Origin of the sequence: Phenylobacterium sp., from assembly GCF_022402485.1 — a bacterium.
Lineage (GTDB): Bacteria > Pseudomonadota > Alphaproteobacteria > Caulobacterales > Caulobacteraceae > Phenylobacterium.
Genome location: NZ_JAKRSA010000010.1, coordinates 94,186 through 114,214 on the forward strand (window position 1 = coordinate 94,186; position 20,029 = coordinate 114,214).

General features: G+C 67.5%; 20 protein-coding genes and 1 pseudogene. 8 read left to right on the forward strand and 13 right to left on the reverse strand.

Annotation, left to right across the window (positions count from 1 at the left end):
• Positions 1-11: 11 nt before the first annotated feature.
• The 3 genes from MH112_RS02920 to MH112_RS02930 all read right to left on the reverse strand — a co-directional run bounded on the left by MH112_RS02920 (position 12) and on the right by MH112_RS02930 (position 1,424).
• Positions 12-227 (reverse strand): DUF465 domain-containing protein, encoded by a 216-nt coding sequence (locus MH112_RS02920; RefSeq protein WP_296563578.1) that lies wholly within the window; start codon positions 225-227, stop codon positions 12-14.
• Positions 228-348: 121 nt separating this feature from the next.
• Complete coding sequence (locus tag MH112_RS02925) at positions 349-798, reverse strand: TIGR02444 family protein (RefSeq protein ID WP_296563580.1); 450 nt, start codon at positions 796-798, stop codon at positions 349-351.
• A gap of 2 nt (positions 799-800) precedes the next feature.
• Complete coding sequence (locus MH112_RS02930; RefSeq protein WP_296563582.1) at positions 801-1,424, reverse strand: UbiX family flavin prenyltransferase; 624 nt, start codon at positions 1,422-1,424, stop codon at positions 801-803.
• A gap of 131 nt (positions 1,425-1,555) precedes the next feature.
• Here MH112_RS02930 and MH112_RS02935 point away from each other — a divergent pair, with 131 nt between their 5' ends.
• Entirely contained in the window at positions 1,556-1,729 is a 174-nt protein-coding gene (locus MH112_RS02935; RefSeq protein WP_296563584.1) for a DUF465 domain-containing protein, read from the forward strand.
• Between the two features lie 85 nt (positions 1,730-1,814).
• On the opposite strand, the gene MH112_RS02940 is transcribed toward MH112_RS02935, so the two are convergent.
• The 6 genes from MH112_RS02940 to MH112_RS02965 all read right to left on the reverse strand — a co-directional run bounded on the left by MH112_RS02940 (position 1,815) and on the right by MH112_RS02965 (position 9,828).
• Complete coding sequence (locus MH112_RS02940) at positions 1,815-2,450, reverse strand: cell cycle transcriptional regulator TrcR (RefSeq protein ID WP_296563586.1); 636 nt, start codon at positions 2,448-2,450, stop codon at positions 1,815-1,817.
• A 119-nt stretch (positions 2,451-2,569) separates the two neighbouring features.
• The gene (locus tag MH112_RS02945) at positions 2,570-3,331 is read right to left on the reverse strand and encodes a hypothetical protein (RefSeq protein ID WP_296563588.1); all 762 of its coding nucleotides are present in this window, start codon (positions 3,329-3,331) and stop codon (positions 2,570-2,572) included.
• Positions 3,332-3,522: 191 nt separating this feature from the next.
• On the reverse strand, positions 3,523-4,650 hold the full coding sequence (gene ribB / locus MH112_RS02950) for a 3,4-dihydroxy-2-butanone-4-phosphate synthase (protein ID WP_296563590.1): 1,128 nt from the start codon (positions 4,648-4,650) through the stop codon (positions 3,523-3,525).
• A 115-nt stretch (positions 4,651-4,765) separates the two neighbouring features.
• Positions 4,766-6,523 carry a class I adenylate-forming enzyme family protein gene (locus MH112_RS02955; RefSeq protein WP_296563592.1) on the reverse strand — a complete coding sequence of 586 codons (1,758 nt, stop codon included), beginning with the start codon at positions 6,521-6,523 and terminating at the stop codon, positions 4,766-4,768.
• A gap of 272 nt (positions 6,524-6,795) precedes the next feature.
• A complete protein-coding gene (locus tag MH112_RS02960; protein ID WP_296563594.1) occupies positions 6,796-8,130 on the reverse strand; it encodes an acyl-CoA dehydrogenase family protein in 1,335 nt (444 codons plus the stop codon).
• Positions 8,131-8,349: 219 nt separating this feature from the next.
• Positions 8,350-9,828 carry an MATE family efflux transporter gene (locus MH112_RS02965; RefSeq protein ID WP_296563596.1) on the reverse strand — a complete coding sequence of 493 codons (1,479 nt, stop codon included), beginning with the start codon at positions 9,826-9,828 and terminating at the stop codon, positions 8,350-8,352.
• 177 nt (positions 9,829-10,005) lie between these two features.
• Here MH112_RS02965 and rfbB point away from each other — a divergent pair, with 177 nt between their 5' ends.
• From rfbB to rfbA, 3 genes are read left to right on the forward strand one after another with little or no spacing between them, the layout of a single operon-like run.
• Positions 10,006-11,055: a dTDP-glucose 4,6-dehydratase gene (gene rfbB, locus MH112_RS02970; RefSeq protein ID WP_296563600.1), complete on the forward strand. Its 1,050-nt coding sequence runs from the start codon at positions 10,006-10,008 to the stop codon at positions 11,053-11,055.
• Positions 11,052-11,948, forward strand: coding sequence for a dTDP-4-dehydrorhamnose reductase (gene rfbD / locus MH112_RS02975; RefSeq protein WP_296563603.1), 897 nt, complete (start codon positions 11,052-11,054; stop codon positions 11,946-11,948). The genes rfbB and rfbD overlap by 4 nt, the downstream gene beginning before the upstream one ends.
• Positions 11,945-12,841: a glucose-1-phosphate thymidylyltransferase RfbA gene (gene rfbA / locus MH112_RS02980; RefSeq protein WP_296563605.1), complete on the forward strand. Its 897-nt coding sequence runs from the start codon at positions 11,945-11,947 to the stop codon at positions 12,839-12,841. Before rfbD ends, rfbA begins: the two co-directional genes overlap by 4 nt.
• A gap of 13 nt (positions 12,842-12,854) precedes the next feature.
• Here rfbA and MH112_RS02985 read toward each other — a convergent pair whose 3' ends face one another.
• Positions 12,855-13,490 carry a TetR/AcrR family transcriptional regulator gene (locus MH112_RS02985; RefSeq protein ID WP_296563608.1) on the reverse strand — a complete coding sequence of 212 codons (636 nt, stop codon included), beginning with the start codon at positions 13,488-13,490 and terminating at the stop codon, positions 12,855-12,857.
• Positions 13,491-13,630: 140 nt separating this feature from the next.
• Between MH112_RS02985 and MH112_RS02990 the strand changes: the two genes are divergently transcribed.
• From MH112_RS02990 to MH112_RS03005, 4 genes and pseudogenes are all read left to right on the forward strand, one after another.
• Positions 13,631-14,494 carry a UDP-2,3-diacylglucosamine diphosphatase gene (locus tag MH112_RS02990; protein ID WP_296563612.1) on the forward strand — a complete coding sequence of 288 codons (864 nt, stop codon included), beginning with the start codon at positions 13,631-13,633 and terminating at the stop codon, positions 14,492-14,494.
• Between the two features lie 51 nt (positions 14,495-14,545).
• A pseudogene (locus MH112_RS02995) lies at positions 14,546-14,737 on the forward strand (helix-turn-helix domain-containing protein); the annotation flags it as partial.
• A 171-nt stretch (positions 14,738-14,908) separates the two neighbouring features.
• On the forward strand, positions 14,909-16,003 hold the full coding sequence (locus MH112_RS03000; RefSeq protein ID WP_296563960.1) for a glycosyltransferase family 1 protein: 1,095 nt from the start codon (positions 14,909-14,911) through the stop codon (positions 16,001-16,003).
• A gap of 94 nt (positions 16,004-16,097) precedes the next feature.
• Positions 16,098-17,882 carry a DUF885 domain-containing protein gene (locus tag MH112_RS03005; protein ID WP_296563614.1) on the forward strand — a complete coding sequence of 595 codons (1,785 nt, stop codon included), beginning with the start codon at positions 16,098-16,100 and terminating at the stop codon, positions 17,880-17,882.
• A 9-nt stretch (positions 17,883-17,891) separates the two neighbouring features.
• Here MH112_RS03005 and MH112_RS03010 read toward each other — a convergent pair whose 3' ends face one another.
• The 3 genes from MH112_RS03010 to MH112_RS03020 are packed head-to-tail and all read right to left on the reverse strand — an operon-like array spanning position 17,892 to position 20,010.
• The gene (locus tag MH112_RS03010; protein WP_296563616.1) at positions 17,892-18,392 is read right to left on the reverse strand and encodes a GNAT family N-acetyltransferase; all 501 of its coding nucleotides are present in this window, start codon (positions 18,390-18,392) and stop codon (positions 17,892-17,894) included.
• Positions 18,389-19,336 (reverse strand): tyrosine recombinase XerC, encoded by a 948-nt coding sequence (locus MH112_RS03015; protein ID WP_296563619.1) that lies wholly within the window; start codon positions 19,334-19,336, stop codon positions 18,389-18,391. The genes MH112_RS03010 and MH112_RS03015 overlap by 4 nt, the downstream gene beginning before the upstream one ends.
• Positions 19,321-20,010, reverse strand: a complete 690-nt coding sequence (locus MH112_RS03020; RefSeq protein WP_296563622.1) for a DUF484 family protein — start codon at positions 20,008-20,010, stop codon at positions 19,321-19,323. Before MH112_RS03020 ends, MH112_RS03015 begins: the two co-directional genes overlap by 16 nt.
• Between the last annotated feature and the right edge of the window lie 19 nt (positions 20,011-20,029).

Sequence of the window (20,029 nt, forward strand, 5' to 3'; positions counted from 1 at the left end):
GATCAAGCGCGCTAGGCGATGATGTCCGGGGTCAGCTGGTCTTCCAGGGCGGCGATCTCGTCCTTCAGACTGAGCTTGCGCCGCTTGAAGCGGCCAAGCACCCCCAGGCTCGGGGTGGGCATGGCGCTGATCGCCTGGACCGCGATATCGAGGTCCGCATGCTCCTGGCGGGCGGCGGCCAGACGCTCGCGGAGCTGTGCCTCCAGATCGGGCCCAAGATCGTTCATGCCGCCCCCGCCATGGCGTTGTGGTCTTGCCCCCGCATCATCCTGTTTGCCCAGGAGCGGGTAAAGGCCCGCCTAGAGCAAGTTGCGATCTGACGGAAGTGACTGAAACCGGGTGCCATATTTACTGGACGCCCCGCAGGGTGCGGGACAGTCTCTCAAGGGCTGCCGGTTCGACCTGACCGCCCCAGGCTGTCGCTGTGGCCGCCAGGGCGACCTCAAGGGCGGCCCCGCCCGATCCCCCCAGACTGGCCAGGGCCCCCAGCAGCAGGCGCTCAGCCTCCAGCTCGCTAGCCTTGACCTGGGCGCGAAGGGCCTGTTGCGACGCAGCGTCTGCTCCTGGCAGCCCGGCCTTCAGCCCCCGCCGTGCGGTGCGCAGGGGCAGGATGGCGGCGGCCTCCCAGGTCCTGGCCAGGCTGACGGCATGGCCGATCAGGTCGGGATCATCGGGCCTGGCCCACCCCGCCCAGAGCAGCAGGGGCACGCACTGGCCATGATCGTCCTGCAGGGCCAGGGCGGCGGCGGCCACGTCAGGACGGCCATAGGCGTGAACGGCCCAGGGCCAGAGCTCCATGTTCAGTGATCCGCGGCCGGGGGCATGGCCACGTCCTGGCCCCAGCGCTTGACCTTCGTCCACGACAGGCCAAACAGGTCCAGGCTGCGCCCCACCGACTGGTCGACCATCTCCTCGAGGCTGACCGGCTTGGCATAGAAGGCGGGCAGGGGCGGGGCGATCACCGCCCCCATTTCCGCCAGCTTCACCATGGTCCGCAGGTGGCCCAGATGCAGGGGCGTCTCGCGCACCATCAGCACCAGGGGGCGCCGCTCCTTTAGGGTGACGTCTGCGGCCCGGGTCATCAGGGACGAGGTCACCCCGGTGGCGATCTCACTCATGGTGCGCACCGAGCAGGGGGCGATCAGCATGCCAAGGGTCGGAAAGGACCCCGAGGCAATGGCGGCCCCGACATCGCCCGCGCGATAGGTGACATCCGCCATGGTCTGAACATCGGCCAGCGTCAGGTCGGTTTCCTGGGCCAGGGTCAGGGCGGCCGCACGGCTCATTACCAGGTGGCTCTCGACCCCCAGCTCCGCACAGGCGGCCAGGGCCCGCAGGCCATAGGCCACACCGCTGGCCCCGGCGATCCCCACCACCAGGCGCGGGCGCCCCTGTTCGACACTGGCTGGACCTTCTCGCGACATTCCGTCTCACCCCCGCCGTAAAGGGCCGGCCCTAATACGACCTCAACCCTGCACAATCATATGTGATCTGACACCCCGGCGAAGGGATGTTCATCTGTCTTGTCGAAAAACCCTTGAAGGAGGCGTAACCTATGGCCGTTGCAGCCCGCATCCGTGAACTTGGATCTCGTCACCAGACCCTGGACAAGGCGATCCAGGACGAAGTGCGAAGCCCCGCGGGAGACGACCTTCGCCTGCAGGAACTCAAGCGACGAAAGCTGAAGCTCAAGGAAGAGATGGAGAGCCTGCAGCGCCGGGCTCACTGATCCCTTAGATTGAAAAGAGGCCCGCAGATCCTGCGGGCCTCTTGCGTTTCAGGGCCCCGGAAGACCTTGATCTAAGCCGATCCCGTCAGTCCTCGTCGTGCTCGGCCGGGGCGGTCTCAACCGCGCCGGTCTCCGAGGCCGGGCGCAGGGACGGGCCATCGGGATCAACGATACCGGCCTTGGCGTCGTCCTTGGCCTTCTTGTCGGCGGCCTTGCGCACCACGGCGTCGAGCTCGAGCTGGGTGGACAGGCCCAGGGTCACCGGGTCGACGGGCTTGATGTTGGCTGAGTTCCAGTGGCTGCGGTTGCGGATCTGGTCGATGGTCGCCTTGGTGGTGCCCAGCAGGCGGGCGATCTGCGAATCCGGCACTTCGGGATGGTTGCGCAGGAACCAGGCAATGGCGTCCGGGCGGTCCTGGCGACGGGACACCGGGGTATAGCGCGGTGCCTTCTTGGTGGGCTTGAGCAGCTCGGCGTGCCGGCTCTTCTGAGCCTTCATCCGATAGGCGGGGCTGGCCTGGGCCGCATCGAGCTCTTCCCGCGACAGCTGACCATTGCCGATGGGATCGGCACCGCGAATGTCGCGGGCCACCTCACCATCGGCGATGCCGCGCACCTCAAGGGGGTGCAGGCCGCAGAAATCCGCGATCTGATCAAAGGTGAGCGAGGTGTTGTCGACCAACCAGACGGCGGTCGCCTTGGGCATCAAAATGTCGGTCATGGCCGTACTCCAGAAACGACGGCGCCCGGCCTTTCGGCCGGGCGGTTGTTACATTTCGGTATAGGCCGGTTCCGCCGGAAAGGAAATGGCTGGCCACAGCCTTTCGTGAGGGGCCCAGATCAGGCGTTGGCCGCCGGGGTCAGGGGTGGCCGGGCCGGCGTGCCGGGGGGCAGACCGATCCAGATCTGACCGCTGCGGGCGACGATCTCGCCCTCTGCGTCATAGAGGGCGACCCCGGCGAAGAACTTGCGGCCTTCCGATTCCAAGGCCCAGGCCATGACCACATAGGTCTCACCGGCCTTGGGGGCCTTCAGCACTTCGCCGGACATGGTGCCCAGCAGGCCTACGGGCGATCCGGTCTTGATCCACCAGGCCATGGAGCCTGAACAGTCCAGGGCGCCCCAGGTGATCTCGTCGGGCATTTCCCCCTGGGCGTCGGCAAAGTTGGCGTGAGGGACCCAGACTCCGGCGCAGACTCCCGGGTCGGTGCCAGGGAGTTGACCCACATGGACGCCCAGACCTTCGCCGGCTTCGCGCTCGATGCAGCAGGAGAAGCAGCCCCGGTGCAGGGAGCGGGTGGCGAAGGGCGACGCCGCAGCGGCAGCCCGGGCGGCCTCGACCCCTGGAAAGGGGGGCGGGGCAGGGATCTGGTCCTGACCGCCGGGCTTGGCGATCCCCAGCACCTTGCCCTCGGCATTGACCGCCGAGACAGACCCGTCTTCGCCGTCCACCAAGGAGACTGCCGTGTCCAGGGGAACGCCGGCCCGCAGCATGGCGCTGCCTACGCCGCCGACCGCCTTGGTCAGTAGGCCGCAGATATAGCCGCCATTGGCGGTGACGGGGGGTCCGCGGAATTGCCGCGGAACGAAAATCTCAGTCATGGGGATGGGGCTCGTAAAAATGGATCAGCTTGAAATGGACGGTCCGCAGCACGGCCGCGGGATCAGGGAAGGTCGAGGTCCGCGTGATAATCCACGCCGACGCATCTTAGATTGGCGGAAAACCGGGGGGCTTGGCAATTCGTCCCGCCGGACTGTGGTCAGCGCGGGCAGATCCCCGGGTGCCTGAGCGATCAGGACAGGGGGCGACGCCCGACGATGCGCAGGCCATAGCCCCCGGAGCCTGGCAGGACGGTGTCGGAATTGCTGAGCAGCACCAGGTCGCGAACGCCCAGGTCCAGCAGGATCTGGGCGCCGACGCCGTAGTCCCTCAGGACCGTATCGGGTGCCGAGGCGGTGCCATCCTGGCCATAGCGCTCCGACAGCCAGGCCGGGTTGGAGTCGCGGATGAAGACGCAAACCCCAGCCCCGTCATGCTCAGCCAGGGCCTTCAGGGCCTGGGGCACATAGTCCCGCCGGGGGCTGGCGGCGGCCAGCAGGTCGGCGGCGAAATCCACCCGGTGCATCCGCACCAGGGTCGGACGGTCCTGGGCAATTCGGCCCCGGGTCAGGACCACATGCTCGGTGTGGTCGAGGATGTTGCGGTAGATCAACATGCGGAAGGCGCCGTGGGCGCTTTCGAAGGGGGTTTCCAGCACCCGTTCCACCTGCCGCTCGGTGCGGCGACGATAGGCGATCAGGTCGGCGATGGTGCCGATCTTGAGGCCATGACGACGGGCGAACTCCACCAGGTCCGGAAGCCTGGCCATGGAGCCGTCATCACGCATGATCTCACAGATCACCCCGGCCGGGTTCAAGCCAGCCAGGCGGGAGATGTCGACGGCAGCCTCGGTGTGGCCGGCGCGAACCAGCACGCCGCCGGGGCGGGCCACCAGGGGAAAGACGTGTCCGGGCGAGACGATATCGTCGGGGCCCTTGGTGGGGTCCACGGCTGCGGCGATGGTGTGGGCCCGGTCGTGGGCGGAGATCCCGGTGGTCACGCCCTCCCGCGCCTCGATGGAGACCGTGAAGGCGGTGCCATGCCCTGACCCGTTGTCCGCGGTCATGGGGGGCAGGCGCAGGACCCGCGCCCGCTCGGCGGTGATGGACAGGCAGATCAGCCCCCGGGCGTGCCGGGCCATGAAGTTGATCTGGGCCGGGGTGGCGAACTGGGCGGGGATGATCACATCCCCCTCATTCTCCCGGTCCTCGGCGTCCACAAGGATATAGGGGCGGCCGTTGCGGGCCTCCTCGATGATCTCCTCGATGGGGCTGACAGCCCGCTCGGTGGCGTCAGTTTCAGAGCTAGGCGTCAGGGTCATGAGATGCTCGATCGAAGGGCGGCCGTCAGCCGGCGCAGGCGGCGAGGGCCGTTATTCAGGGCCGGCGGGCCCGTCTGTGAGGATTTAGGCGCTTCAGCCGCCACGTCCAAGGCATTCAGGCCTCGGTTTCCACCCGGAAGGCGGTTTTCAGCTCCGGCTTGAGGATCTTGCCATTGGCGTTGCGGGGCAGGGTCTCGGGCCAGAAGGCCACCCGCACTGGAACCTTGAAGGCCGCCAGCCGAGCCCGAACGAAGGCGCGCAGCTCATCCTCCGTGGCGGTCCCGCCGGGCTTGAGGTGAACCACGGCGGCCGGCTCTTCACCCAGGGTGCGATGGGGCAGGCCGATGAGGGCGGCGTCCATCACGTCGGGATGGTCATAGAGGACGTTCTCTACCTCGACGCAGTAGATGTTTTCGCCGCCGCGGATCAGCATGTCCTTGGCCCGGTCGACGATGAAGCAGAAGCCCTCCTCGTCCAGACGGGCCAGGTCACCGGTGCGGACCCAGCCGTCCTTGAAGGTCTCGGCGGTAGCCTCGGGCCGGTTCCAGTAGCCTTTGACGATATTGGGTCCCTTGGCCCAAAGCTCCCCCACCCGGCCCACCGGCAGTTCGGTGACCCCGTCGGCGGGATCGATGATTTTCAGGGCGCAGGGGGGCGGGGCCACGCCGCAGCTGTCGGGGCGGTGCTCATAGTCGCGGCCGATATTGGTGGTGCAGGTGGCCGAGGTTTCGGTCATGCCCCAGCCATTGGAGGGGGCCGATCCCGGAAAGGTCTCGACGATCTTGCGCACCAGGTCCGGGGCCGATGGGGCGCCCCCATAGGCCACGGTCGAGAGGGAGGACAGGTCGAAGTCCTTGCGGGCCGGATGCTCGATCAGCTGCCAGGCGATGGTCGGCACCCCGCCTGTATTGGTCACCCGCTCGCGCTCAATGAGTCCCATGGCCTCTACAGGCTCCCACTTGCGCATCAGCACGAGCTTGGAGCCGGAATTGATCGCCGGCGAGAGGGTGGCGTTGCAGCCGGTGACATGGAACATCGGCACCACCAGCAGATAGACCCGCTGCGGCAGCTTGTGGGGATCCTGTTCTGGGATCGGCTCGCCCCGCCGCAGGACGCCGCGGGCGGCGGCGCAGGCGCTGGCCATGATATTGGCCGTGAGGTTGCGGTGGCTGCCAAGCGCGCCCTTGGGCTTTCCTGTGGTGCCCGAGGTATAAAAGATGGTGGCCGCATCATCAGGTGCCAGGGCCACATCGGGCAGGGGTTGATCGGCCAGGGTCTTCCAGCTGTTCACCTCGCCAATGACGGTCTCCAGCCGCGCCAGCCGGGGGTCATCGGGCAGGGTCTCGGCCCGGGTCACATAGACCCGCTTAAGATCAGGACAGGCGTCCAGGTGCTGGACGATCCGCTCCAGCCGCTCCTCATCCACCAGGGCGACCTTGGCGCCGGAATCGGCCAGGCCAAACTCCAGCTCAGCCCCGGTCCACCAGGCGTTCAGAGGGGTGACAATGGCGCCGATGATCGCCCCAGCGAAGAAGGCCACCGGCCACTCCGGCAGGTTACGCATGACCAGGGCCACCCGGTCGCCCGGCGCCACCCCATCGGCCTGCAGCTGGCGGGCCAGGGTGATCACGGCACGGGTGAAGGCCTCGAAACTGGCCCGCTCATCCTCATGGACCAGGAATTCCCGCTCGCCGAACGCCCGACCGTTCAGCAGCACATCGCGCAGGGTAGGCGGGGCGTTCTTCCAGACCTTGGTCGGAACCCCCTCGATCACCGCCTCGGCGAGCTCGAAGCGCTCCCCCGGCGCTGTCAGCCGACCATGGGCCTCATCGATAGACATGACTGGCCAGGGCTTGGGGGCGGTCTCGGTCATGGGGGATCCTGGTGTCCTCGAAGGTTTGGCGTCTTTGAGCGGCCTTGAGCCCCAGAAAGCCGAGCCTCGGGCGGGAGGCAAGCGGGCGTCGGCGCGCAGGGCCAGAAAAAGAGGGGACACAAAGCCCACCAAGATTCGCGAAGGGCACAAAGTGGGCGGCGGCCTCGTCTTCGTGTCCTTCGCGCCCCTTTGTGACCTTCGTGTCCCGCCTTAAGAGCGCCTGAGGCGCGCAAGGACCCTCAGGACGCGCCCGAGGGTCAGGCGATGGCCCGTCAGGCCGAGGCGGTTTCCCGTTCGGCCTTCATCCGGGCATAGCCTTCCTTCAGCTCCGCCAGTTCGGTGGCGTACTTCTCCTGGGCCGCCTCCCGCAGGCGCGGGATGTGATAGCTGGGGAACAGATCGTTCTCCGGCCGGTAGTCCTTGAGGATCTGCTTGGCCAGGGTGACCTTGTGCACCTCGGTGGGGCCATCGGCGATACCCATGACCAGGGACGAGGTCACCATGTGCATGAAGGGCATTTCGTTGGAGACCCCCAGGGCCCCGTGCAGATGGGCAGCCTTGGTGGCCACGTCGTTATAGACCTTGGGCATGGCCACCTTGATGGCGGCGATGTCCTTGCGGACCTTGTTGTAGTCCTTGTGCTTGTCGATCAGCCAGGCGGTGCGCAGGACCAGCAGGCGGAACTGCTCCACGGCGATCCAGGAGTCGGCGATCTGCTCCTGCACCATCTGCAGGTCGGCCAGTCGGCCGTCCCGGGTGGTGCGCGACACGGCCCGCTTGCACATCAGGTCCAGGGCGTGGCGGCAGGCGCCGACAGTGCGCATGGCGTGGTGCACTCGACCGCCGCCCAGGCGGAGCTGGGCGATGACGAAGGCTGCGCCTCGGTCGCCGAGCAGGGCGTCAGGCCCCACCCGGACATTGGTGTAGCGCATATAGCCTTCAGAGCCGCTGCCGATCTCGCCGCCGGCGCCGACAGCCACATTGCGGATGATCTCAACACCGGGGGTATCGGTGGGCACCAGGAAGATCGAGGTGCGCCGATAGGGGTCCTTGGCGTCCGGATCGGTGATCGCATAGACCACCAGCAGCTTCGAATAGCGGGCGTTGGTGGAGTACCACTTCTCGCCATTGATGATCCAATCCTGGCCATCCTGCACCGCACGGGTGGTGAAGGTCAGGGGGTCAGAGCCGCCGGTGGGCTCGGACATGGAGAACGCGGAGCGGATTTCGCCGTTCAACAGCGGCCACAGCCAGCGCTCCTTCTGCGCCTCGGTGCCGTAGTGGGCGATGATCTCGGCATTGCCCGTGTCGGGCGCCTGGCAGCCGAAGATGGTCGGCGCGAGGGAATTGCGCCCCAGCTTCTCGTTCATCAGGCCAAGCTTGAGCTGGCCAAAGCCCTGGCCGCCGAGCTCAGGGCCCAGGTGACAGGCCCAAAGGCCCTGGTCCTTCACCTTCTGCTGCAGGGGGCGGATGAACTTCTCGCGGCCAAGCGGGCCATGGGCGGCCATGCCCAGATGGCTAAGGGGCTCGACCTCCTCGCGCATGAAGTCCTCGATCCAGTCGAGCTTCTTCTGGAATTCCGGGTCGGTTTCAAAGTCCCAGGCCATGTCGTCCTCCTTTGAGCTCCGCCGCGCCAAGGGGCAGAGCGTTTCGTAGGTGCGGTATGTTTCGGGGTGCCGAGCATACCGTGAATTCAAAAACTGGCGTCCGGCTGCGCCCGCGTCTGAACATTATTGGGCCAGCAGCAGCGGGACGCAACTGGGCCCACCAAAATCACCTAACCCACTGTAAGCAATAAGATTTGGCTTCCAAAAGCGGCCAGCGCTTCAATCTTGGGGCGCGGCAGCGGCCTTGTCCGGGTTCGCCTGGCCGGCGGCAGCGCGGGGCGGCGGCATGAGTTTGGCCCCACGCCAACCGCCCCAGACATAGTAGGCGCCGGCCAGAATCATGGTGGTGAGGCTCCCCAAGGGGAAGCTCCACCAGATGGCGTCGGCCCCAAGCGCTGGGGTCAGCAGGGGTACAAACGGGATCCGCACCACCCAAAGCGAGATGAACATGGCCAGCAAGGGGGCGATCACCGCCCCGGTGGCGCGCACCACCCCGGCGAAGATGAAGGCCACCCCAAAGGGCACAAACCCCCAAAGCACGATGGCGTTGATATGCCGGGCGATGGGCATCGACGCGCTGCCTTCGGGCAGGAAGAAGCCCAGGATCAGGGGCTCGACCAGATAGATCAGGGCAATGGGCACAGCGGTCAGGACGACGGCGAAGACCACCCCGGTCCGGGCGACGGTTTCTACCCGGTCCATCCGGCCGGCTCCCACATTCTGGGCGGCCATGGACGACACCGCCGCCCCCAGCGCCATGGCCGGCATCTGGACATAGTTCCAGACCTGCATGGCGGCGGCATAGGCTGCTGCGGTCTGGGACCCGTAGCCATTGACGAAGGTCAGCATCACCACGGCAGCCCCTGAGACCACCAGCATGTGCATGGCCATGGGCAGGCCCTTGAACACCAGGGTTCGCAGGATGGCCGGGTCAGGCCGCAGCAGCCCCCACTCTCCGGCCCGCAGGACCAGGGGACTGCCCGTTCGATAGAGAAAGACGATCATGCCGGCCAGGGCGGCGGTCTGGCTGAGCAGGGTGGCGGCGGCAGAGCCGGCAATCCCCATGGCCGGCAGCGGCCCAAGGCCGAGGATCAGGATCGGGTTCAGGACAATGTCCAGACCGACCGCGGCCAGGGAGAAGTAGAACGGGGTCCGGGAGTCGCCGGTCCCGCGCATGGCCATCATCACGAACGAGAAGAAGTACATAAACGGCAGGGCCGCGAAGATCACCCGCAGATAGATGGCCGCGTCGCCCCGGGCGTCCGGCGGCGTCCCCATGGCGGAGAGGATGGCGGGTGTCAGGACTAGGCCTGCCAGGCCCACGGCAAAGGACAGGAGCGCAAAGAACAGGGTGCTGGCGCCTGCCACCCGTTTGACCTCCGCCGTCGCGCCGGCCCCGACAGCCTGGGCGATCAGCAGGTTGGCGGCCATGGCCAGGCCAAATGCGGCCCCGAGCAGCAGAAAGAGGATGGTATTGGCGTTGGCCGTCGCTGTCAGAGCCGTAGGGCCCAGCAGGTGGCTGACCCAGGCGGCATTGGCGGTGCCGTTCAGCGACTGGAGGAGATTGGCCCCCAGCATCGGCAGGGTAAAGATCAGCAGGCTCTTGGCCACGGGGCCGGTGGTCAGGTCCGGGGACCGCTTTGGGGGCGTCTTGCCCCCAGTTTCGGGGCTCGCAGGCGCAGTGTCTGAGGGTTCCAAGTGGCGCTCCCGCCCGCGCGCCGCGCTGTTCATGGCGATCCTAAGGGGCGTCTGCGGCGCTCACAACCCGGCCCAGTCCGGCCCCAGCGTCTTGAGCGCGCCGTAATTCGCTGTATGAGGCAGGGCTAACCACTTGAACGGCTACGCCCGGGGGCGCGGCTGCAGACAAAGTTCGGCATGAAAATTCTGATCACCGGCGGCGCCGGCTTCATCGGGTCGGCCGTGGTCCGCAGGGCGATCGCCCAGGGCCATCAGGTCATCAATCTGGATGTCCTCACCTATTCGGCCAATCTGGCCAATGTGGCGGCGGTGGCGGGCTCGAGCCTCTACGCCTTTGAAGAGGCTGACATCTGCGACGGCCCGCGCATGGCGGAGATCTTCGACCGCCATCAGCCCGATGCGGTGATGCACCTGGCCGCCGAAAGCCATAATGACCGGGCCATCGATGGTCCCCTGGACTTTGTGCGGACCAATGTTACCGGCACCGCTGTGCTGCTGGAGGCCGCCCGGGCCTACTGGAACACCCTGGATGGCGCGGCCAAGGCGACCTTCCGCTTCCACCACGTGTCCACCGATGAGGTGTTCGGGGCGCTGGGCGAGGACGGTGCCTTCACCGAAGACACCCCCTACGATCCCAATTCCCCCTATTCGGCCAGCAAGGCCGGGGCTGACCATCTGGTGCGGGCCTGGGGCCGGACCTATGGCCTGCCGGTGGTGATCACCAACTGCGCCAACAATTACGGCCCCTTCCAGTTTCCCGAAAAGCTGATCCCCACCGTCGTGGTCCGGGCCATGGAGGGCAAGACCATCCCCGTCTACGGGGACGGTCGCCAGGTCCGCGACTGGCTGCATGTGGACGACCATGCGCAGGCCCTGCTGCTGGTCCTGCAAAAGGGGCGGTTGGGGGAGACCTATTGCATCGGTGGGGACTCCACCCACCGCAATCTGGAGGTCATCCAGATGCTCTGCGCCGAGCTTGACCGCCTGGCGCCGGCCAATACGCCGCACGCCGACAAGATCACCTTTGTCGCCGACCGGCCGGGTCATGATTTCCGCTATTCCATCGATGCGGCCAAGCTGAAGGCCGAGCTCGGCTGGGAGCCCGCCACCCCGCTGAGCGAGGGCCTCGCCCAGACGGTGGCCTGGTATGTGGAGAACCGTGACTGGTGGCAGGCGATCCGTGACAAGGGCTTCCACTCCGAGCGGCTGGGCCTGGCCAAGGGATGAGCCTGAAGATTCTGCAGTTCGGTGCCACCGGCCAGTTTGCCCGGGAGATGCTGGATCGCGCCGGTCCTGGCGTGGAGATCACCGCGCTCTCCCGCGCCGAGGTTGACCTCACCGATCCGGACGCCATTGCCCGGGCCATCGGCGAGGCCGGCGATACCGACCTTGTGGTCAATGCCGCCGCCTATACCGCCGTCGACAAGGCCGAGGCTCAGCCGGACCTGGCCTACGCCGTCAACGCCTGGGCCCCGGCCGCCATGGCCAAGGCTTGCCAGGCACGAGGCCTGCCCCTGCTGCATGTCTCCACCGACATGGTGTTTTCAGGCCACAAGGCCGGCGCCTATCTGGAGACCGACGCCCCGGCCCCCCTGCACATCTACGGCGCCTCCAAGCTGGCGGGCGAGCAAGCGGTGCTGGGCGCCTGCGACCGGGCCCTGGTGATGCGGGTCTCGTGGCTGTTCTCGGCCTATGGCCAGAATTTCCTGCAGATGATGCTGCGGCTGGCCAAGACCCAGCCGCTGCTCAAGGTGGTGGACGACCAGCGGGCCTGCCCCACGGCCAGCGGCGACCTGGCGGCCTTCATCCTCAGCCAGGGTGATCGCCTGGCCAAGGCCCCGGCCGGTGCCCGGGAATGGGGCCTGCTGCATGTGGTCAATGCCGGCGTCGCCAGCCGCTATGACATGGCCCAGGCGATCTTTGCCCAGACACATGCTGAGGCCCCGCCGGCCATGGAGCCGGTGCCCACCAGCGCCTTCCCGACCCCGGCCCGCCGGGCGCTGAACGCGGTGCTGGACACAGGGCGCATGCAGGATGTCTTCTCCCTGCAACTGCGCCCGTGGCAAGAGGCGCTGGAAGAGGTTGTGGCCCAGCTGACGGGTCAGAAGGAGCGGGCGTGAGACGCGGCATCATCCTGGCGGGGGGCTCTGGAACCCGGCTGCATCCGCTCACCCTGGCGGTCTCCAAGCAGCTTCTGCCGATCTACGACAAGCCGATGATCTACTATCCCCTGTCGGTGCTGCTGCTGGCGGGCGTGCGGGAAATCCTGATCATCACCACGCCGGAGGACCAGGCCGGCTTCAAGCGCCTGCTGGGGGACGGGTCTCAGCTTGGGGTGCGGTTCGAGTTCATCGTCCAGCCCAAGCCCGAGGGCCTGGCCCAGGCCTATCTGCTGGGTGAGGAGTTCGTGGCCGGGGAGCCCAGCATCATGGTGCTCGGCGACAACATCTTCTTTGGCCAGAACTTCTCCCAGATGCTGCGCGCCGCCGATGAGCGGGTCGAGGGCGCTACTGTCTTCGGCTATCCGGTCAACGACCCGGAGCGCTATGGCGTCGTCGAGCTGGGCGAGGGCGGCAAGGTGCTTGGCATCGAGGAAAAGCCTGCCCAACCGAAGTCCAACTATGCGGTGACCGGGCTCTATTTCTATGACGGCAAGGCCAGCGAATACGCCAAGACGCTGAAGCCGTCCCACCGGGGCGAGCTGGAGATCACCGCGCTCAACCAGGTCTATCTGGACGCGGGCGCGCTGAATGTGGAGCTGCTGGGCCGGGGCTTTGCCTGGCTGGACACCGGCACCCATGACAGCCTGATCCAGGCCGGCGAACTGATCCGCACCCTGGAACAGCGCCAGGGCCTGCGCATCGGCTGTATCGAAGAGGTGGCCTATTCCAAGGGCTTCATCGACCGCCACCAGCTGGCCGATCTCGGCCGCGCCCAGGCCAAGGGCGAATACGGCCAGTACCTGATCCGGCTCTCCGAAGGCATGGGGTCAGGTGCCGAACCCGCCGAATAGGCGGGAAAGGGGTTTAGTCGACCCAGAGGTCCTGGGCCTCGCCCTTGCGGTTCAGGGCGCGGACGGCGCGTTTGACCACGGCGATCAGGCGCTCGCGCCGGGCGATCTCGTCATAGGTCATGGCACCCCGGGCCAGGCCCTCCAGCAGGAAGCGGCCCAGGTCACGGCTGGTCTGGAAGCGCGGGTCGCTGCCGGCCTGGGTCAAGGCCAGGAACCGCTCGCCCACCTGATTGCGGTCAAAGGCGCTCTGGGCGTTGGCCAGGCGGGTGCGCAGCATCGGGTCGGTGCGGGCGGCGGCCTCCAGCTCGGCGAAGGCCACGAACGGGGTTTCGTGCAACAGGGACCAATAGGCGTCGATGGCATGTTCGGCCGCATCAACGCCGGGGGCCGACGGGCTGGAGGCGGCCTGCTCGAACAGGCGGGCCCGCTCGACCTCGATGTGGCTGACCGCAGCCTCCACCAGCTCTTCGCGGCTTGAGAAGTGGTAGAGCATGGCCCCGCGGGTCAGGTTGGCCGCCTCGGCGATCAGGGCGTTGGTGGCCGCGTGATATCCCACCTCGGCGAACAGGCGCATGGCCGCGTCCAGAATCCGGGCGCGGGTGCGGCGAGACTTCGGGGTCTCCTTGGCGGGATAGGTTCTGGCGTCCATTTCCACGGGGCAGACTTCAATCAGAGTGCGGCCGACATATGGCGCACAGGGCTGCAGCGCCAGTGTTGCAGTGCGGTTTCATCAAAGCGACATGCAATCAGCCTAGGCGAGCGTCAAATGCTGGCGCTGCGGAGGCGTTCGTGACCGATCTGGGAATCCGACGTTATCGGACGGTGTTCGTTTCCGACGTGCATCTGGGCACGCGGGGCTGTCAGGCTGAGATGCTGCTGGACTTCATCCGGCACATGGAATGCGACACCCTCTATCTGGTCGGCGATATCGTTGACGGCTGGAAGATGAAATCCGGCTGGTACTGGCCCCAGTCGCACAATGACGTGGTGCAGAAGATCCTGCGCCTGGCCCGCAAGGGGGTGAACGTCGTCTATATCCCCGGCAATCACGACGACCGGATCCGCGACTTCTGCGGCATTCATTTCGGCGGGGTCGTGGTGGCCCGGGACGCGATCCACGAGGGTGCCGACGGCCGGCGGTTTCTCGTCACCCATGGGGACGAGTTCGATGGGGTGGTACAGCACGCCAAGTGGCTGGCCTTCCTGGGGGACTATTCCTACCGGGCGCTTCTGTCGGCCAATACCCTGTTCAACCGGGTGCGGCGGCGCCTGGGCTTTGGCTACTGGAGCCTGTCGGCCTATCTGAAGACCAAGGTCAAAAACGCCTTGCACTTCATCGAGAACTTCGAGGGCGCGGTGGCCGAAGAGGCCCGGCGGCGCGGGGTGGACGGGGTGATCTGCGGCCATATCCACAAGGCCGAGATGCGCCAGATCGAGGACATCCTCTACATCAATGACGGCGACTGGGTCGAAAGCTGCACGGCGCTTGTGGAGCATATGGACGGGCGCATGGAGATCCTGGAGTGGGCCAAGCTGCGCAGCTGGTCGGCCGTGCGTGAGGCTCACAGCGCCGGAGAAGCCCCTGAACTCCCACTACTGAGCCCTGAGCCCGTGGCGCAGCCCACACCCGTCGCGGCGACGGCAGCGGCCTGAGCTGGCGGACGTTGATTGACACCCGCCAAGGCTCGTGACAGTGAGACTGTCATGAGTGACGAATCCGAACTGCAAGGCGACGCCCGCGACCGTCAGAAGGCCGCGACCCGAGACCAGATCCTGCGGGTGGTCGGTGGTCGGCTGGAGAGCGGCCCCCTGGACGAACTGTCCTTTGCCGACATCGCCAAGGACGCCGGGGTCGGCGAGCGCACGGTCTATCGCCACTTCCCCACCCGGGAAGCCTTGTTGGGTGCCTATTTTGCCTGGGCCCAGACCCAGGCCACCCTGCCCCTGGCCCCGCCTGTCGCCGAGGCTCCGCCGCAACCTAAACCTGCCCCTGCGCCGACAGCCGCCAAGTCCCCGGCCCAGCGGATGTGGGAGCCCGCCGCGCCTGTGGAGGATGTCCAGCGGCCCATGCGCATCCTGCTGGCCACCGATGCCTGGGAGCCGCAGGTCAATGGGGTGGTGCGCACCCTGACCCGGGTGGTGCAGGAACTCACCGCCCTGGGTCACCAGGTCGAAGTGATCAGCCCCGACCAGTTCAAGACCCTGCCCCTGCCCACCTATCCGGAGATCAAGGTCGCCATCGGCGCCTATGAACCGGTGCAGGAGCGGTTCAAGGCCTTTGAGCCAGAGGCCATCCATATCGCTACCGAAGGGCCCATCGGCCTGGCCGCCCGGCGGATCTGCGTGGAATGGAAGCTGCCCTTCACCACCAGCTACCACACCCGGTTCCCGGAATATGTCTCGGCCCGCCTGCCGCTGCCCCTGTCGGTGGGCTACACCTATATGCGCTGGTTCCACCGGCCCTCCGGGCGGTTGATGGTGGCCACGCCGACCATGCGCGATGAGCTGACCCGCCATGGGTTCCGCAACATCTCCTCCTGGTCCCGGGGGGTAGACACCGAAATGTTCCATCCCCGGCGGGAGGGTGAGAAGGACATTTTCGCTCACCTGCCCAAGCCGATCTTTCTCTATGTGGGCCGGGTGGCGGTGGAGAAGAACATCGAGGCGTTCCTCGGCCTCGACCTGCCAGGCACCAAGGTGGTGGTGGGCGATGGCCCCCAAAAGGACGAGCTGGCCGAGCGTTATCCGACGGCGGTGTTCACCGGCTCCAAGTTTGGCGATGAGCTCTCGGCCCACTTCGCCTGCGCCGACGTGTTCGTGTTCCCCTCGCTCACCGACACCTTTGGCCTGGTGATCCTTGAGGCCATGGCCTCGGGCACGCCGGTGGCGGCCTATCCGGCGCCGGGTCCCATCGACATCATTCCAGGCTCCGGGGCCGGTGCCCTGGCGGCTTCGGCCACCGAGGGTCTGAAGGAGGCTTGTATGGAGGCCCTGGCGCTGGACCGGCGAGCGGTGCGGGCCTTTGCCGAAACCTTCTCCTGGACCGCCTGCGCCGAGGATTTCGTGCGCAATCTGCAGCCCTATCCTGAGCCGGAGAAGACCCGGTTCTGGCGCCGGCTCCGCCGTCTGGCCCGGGTGCGCCGCCGGCCAAAGGCAGCCTGAGCGCCTCAAGACGAGGGGACTGGCTTGCAGACCCCCTGAGCCTGACAGACAGTGGCCCAGCGCCCGGTGTCGCGGCGCGACTGGGACGACCTCCATGACCTTCCTGCTCAACCGTCGCATGCTGATGGCCTTCGGCGCCGCCGCAGCCCTGCCGCTTTCCTCGGCCCGGGCCCAGACCCCGGCGGCGAGCCCGTCGGATGCTGCGTTCGACGATCTCGCGGCGGCATGGCTGGAGACCAGTATCCAGCTCAGCCCGATCACTGCCACGCTTTGGGGGGACCACCGGTTTGACGACCGGCTGGATGATCTGAGCCCGGCGGGCTGGAGCGCCCGGTTGAGCGCCGCCCAGGCCCTGCTGGCGCGGCTGCAGGCCATTGATCCTGCGGGCCTCAGCCGCGAGCGCCAGGCCGACGCCGCCATCCTGCGCAACGCTCTGTCGGGTGAGGTCTGGACCCATGCGACCCTGAAGCCTCACACCTGGGATCCCCTGATCCACCAGTCCCTGGCGGGCTCGGCCCTCTATGGCCTGATCGCCCGGGACTTTGCCCCCCTGCCCGAGCGCCTGAGCGCGGCCACAGCCCGGATGAACGCCTATCCGCAGCTCCTGGCCGGGGTTCGCGCGGTGCTGGAGCCCCAGCGGACGCCGAAGATTCACGCCCAGACGGTGTCGGGTCAGAATGCCGGCCTGAACAGTCTTGTGGACCTGCTGCTGGCCGAGGCCGGGGCCCTGGATGCCTCGGGCCAGGCCGATCTGCGGGCCGCCGCCGCCGTCGCCAAGGCCGCCATTGCCGAGCAGCAGGCCTGGATTGATCAGGTCCTGGTTCCAGGCGCCGCAGGCGACTGGCGGCTCGGGGCTGAGCTCTATGACGCCAAGCTGGCCTTTGCCCTCGACAGCCCCTTGAGCCGGGCTGAGATCAAGGCCGCCGCCGAGCAGGCCCTGGCGGAGGTCCGGGCCGAGATGTACGCCATCGCCCGTCAGGTTCTGGTGGCCGATACCGCCCCGCCGACCCCGCCGCAGCCGACCCCTGAACAGGAACAGGCCGCCATCGGCGCGGCCCTGGAGCTGGTCTATGCCGACCGCCCGACGCCAGAGACCCTGATCCCGGTGGCCCAGGCCCAGCTCGACGCCGCCATCGCCTTTGTGGCGGCCCATCCCATCGTCACCCCGCCCACCGAGCCCGTGCAGCTGGTTCTGACGCCGGAGTTCCAGCGCGGTGTGGCGGTCGCCTATTGTGACCCCCCGGGCCCGCTGGATCGGGACCTGCCGACCTTCTACAAGCTCTCGCCCATCCCCGAGCACTGGAGCGCCGAGCAGGCGGACTCGTTCCTCCGGGAGTACAATACCTGGACCCTGGAGGGGCTGACGGTCCATGAGGCCACCCCAGGCCATTATCTGCAGCTGGCCATCTCCAACCGCCACCCCTCCGTCCTGCGCTCGGTGCTGTGGTCAGGGACCTTCGTCGAGGGCTGGGCCTGCTATGCCCAGGACGTGATGGTCGAGGCCGGCCATCGGGACGGCCATCCGCTCTACCGGCTGGCGAACCTGAAGTTCCTGCTGCGGGTGATCACCAATGCGATCCTCGATATCGGCGTGCATGTGGAGGGCTGGAATGAGGCCCAGGCCATGCATCTGATGACCCATGACGCCTTCCAGCAGGAGCGGGAGGCAGCCGGCAAGTGGACCCGGGCCCGGGTATCCTCTGCCCAATTGCCCACCTATTTCGTCGGCTGGCGCGAACACTGGGCCCTGCGTCGGGAAGCCGAGGCCAGGGCCGGTCAGGCCTTTGACATGAAGGCCTATCACGACGCCCTGCTGGGCCATGGCTCGCCCCCGGTGCGGGTGTCGCGGCAGCTGATGTTTGATCTACCGGTGGGGTAGGCCAGGCGATCAGCTGGCCTCGGCCAGGGTGTCTGGTTCCAGCACCATGACGTACTCCTCGACCTCGACGCCCCGGCCTGGGGCGAAGGCGGCGGTCTGGCCGCGAATGGCGAAGCCGGCGTGTTGCAGGACCCGTAGGGAGGCAATGTTGTCCTTGGCCACCCGGGCTTCCACCGGCCTTACGGCGATCATCTCCAGGAAGGCCAGTAGGGCCCGGGTCGCCACCCCCTGACCCCACCAGGGCTTGCCCACCCAATAGGAGACCGAGGGGGCGCCGGCGGTGGTGTGGTTGAGAATGTGGCCCGCCACATCGCCGGCCACCTCAATGGTGCGGGCGGTAACGGCCGGGTTCTTCAGAAGCCCCTCCCAGCGGGACATGAAGGCCCCCCGGTCCTCAGGATCGGCGGCGCCGAAGGCGGCCATGCGGTTGGCGGCGGGATCGCGCTGCTGTTCGAAGAAGATCGGCAGGTCGCCGGGAATCACGGGGCGAAGACGGACAGGGCAGGTCATGCGTGGGGGTGAGCCTTGGCATAGGCGGACAGCAGCCGCTCGGCGTCCACCTGGGTGTAACGCTGGGTGGTGGACAGCGAGGCGTGGCCTAGCAGGTCCTGAATTGAACGCAAGTCCGCGCCGGCCCCCAGCAGATGGGTGGCGAAAGAGTGTCGCAGGGCGTGGGGCGTGGCGCTATCAGGCAGGCCGAGCCTGCCTCGCAGGCCCTGGACGGTGGCCTGGACGTGCCGCGGGCTGAGCGGACCTCCCCGCCTGGCCCGAAACAAGGGGTCGTTCGGCCCCAGGACAAAGGGCAGGGCGCTGAGATAATCCGCCACCGCCTCGGCCACAGCCGGCAGCACCGGCACGAGCCTAGTCTTGCCCCCCTTGCCAGTGATTCGAAGGCCCTGCCCCAGGGGGGCGTCGGCTCGCCTAAGGGACAGGGCCTCTGAGATCCGCAGGCCGCAGCCATAGAGCAGGGTGAGCACGGCGGCGTCCCGACGGGCTTCCCAGCCCTCCAGGTAAGGGTCGAGCCCCGGCTCGGCGATCAGGCCTCGGGCCTGATCCTCGGTCACGGGTCGGGGAGCGCCTGGCTTGACCCGGGGTCCGCGCACCAGGCTTACGGCGGCGTTGGCCACGCCCAGGCGTCGGTCGAGATACTTATGGAAGCCCCGCACGGCCGACAGGGCCTGGGACAGGGAGCGGGGCGACAGGGGCTGCTCTCCCTGGCGGAGGTGGGCCAGCCAGGCACGCAGCTCGGCGGTCTCAATCCCCGCAAGGTCGGCGATGGTGAGGCCGCCGCCGCGATGCTGCTGCAGAAAGGCCACATACCGCCGACCGGCCGCCCCATAGGACTCCACCGTGCGAGGGGAGGCCCGGCGCTCCTGGGTCAGGTAGGCCAGCCAGGCCTGAACCGCCTCTGCGGCCGGCGCCTTTGGGCTTAAGGAGATCAAAGGACCGGCCAACGCTCCGCCGTGCGTTCGATGACCCGGGCCAGGAAGGCCACAAGCTCGGCCCCCATGTCCTCGGTGAAGCCCTTGGGATCCTCCGAACCGAAGGCCGCCAGACCCTCCCGGGCGGGCTCCCACATGGCCAGGCGCACCAGGGCCATGGACTTGATCTTTGCCCCCTGTTCGCCAAACAGGCCAAGCGCCGGTGCCCAGAAGCCCATGCGGGTGAGCTTCTGATGCCCCCCCAGGATCATGTCCACCTGACCCTCGACCAGGGGCCGCCATCCGGCTGGCGTCTGCTCAGGCCCCTCCAGGGCAATCACCCCGCAGCGCAGGCCAAACCGCAGTTGCGCCAGATCATCCACCCGCCGGGCCAGGTCGGCATGATTGCGCGCCTCCAGAAGGTCGATCACCGCACCGTGGGTCTGGGCCTGGGCGGCGAAATTGGCCCGGGCCGTGGATTCCAGCTGGCGCCGGACCGCCGATTCCTTGCGGTGGGCGGCGTGGACCCTGGCCAGGGCGGCGGGCCCGAAGGCCACCACATTCTCCGGCAGGGTCTGCAGCCCCAGCAGCCGCAGCAACTCTGGATCGTCCAGCAGGACGGCAGGATTCTCCAGCAGGAACTGGCGCACGGTGGCCTGGGCCTCATGGGCGCTCATCGCCCCGTCGATCCTGGTTCCGTCCATCATGCCCGCCCCTGCGCCGACC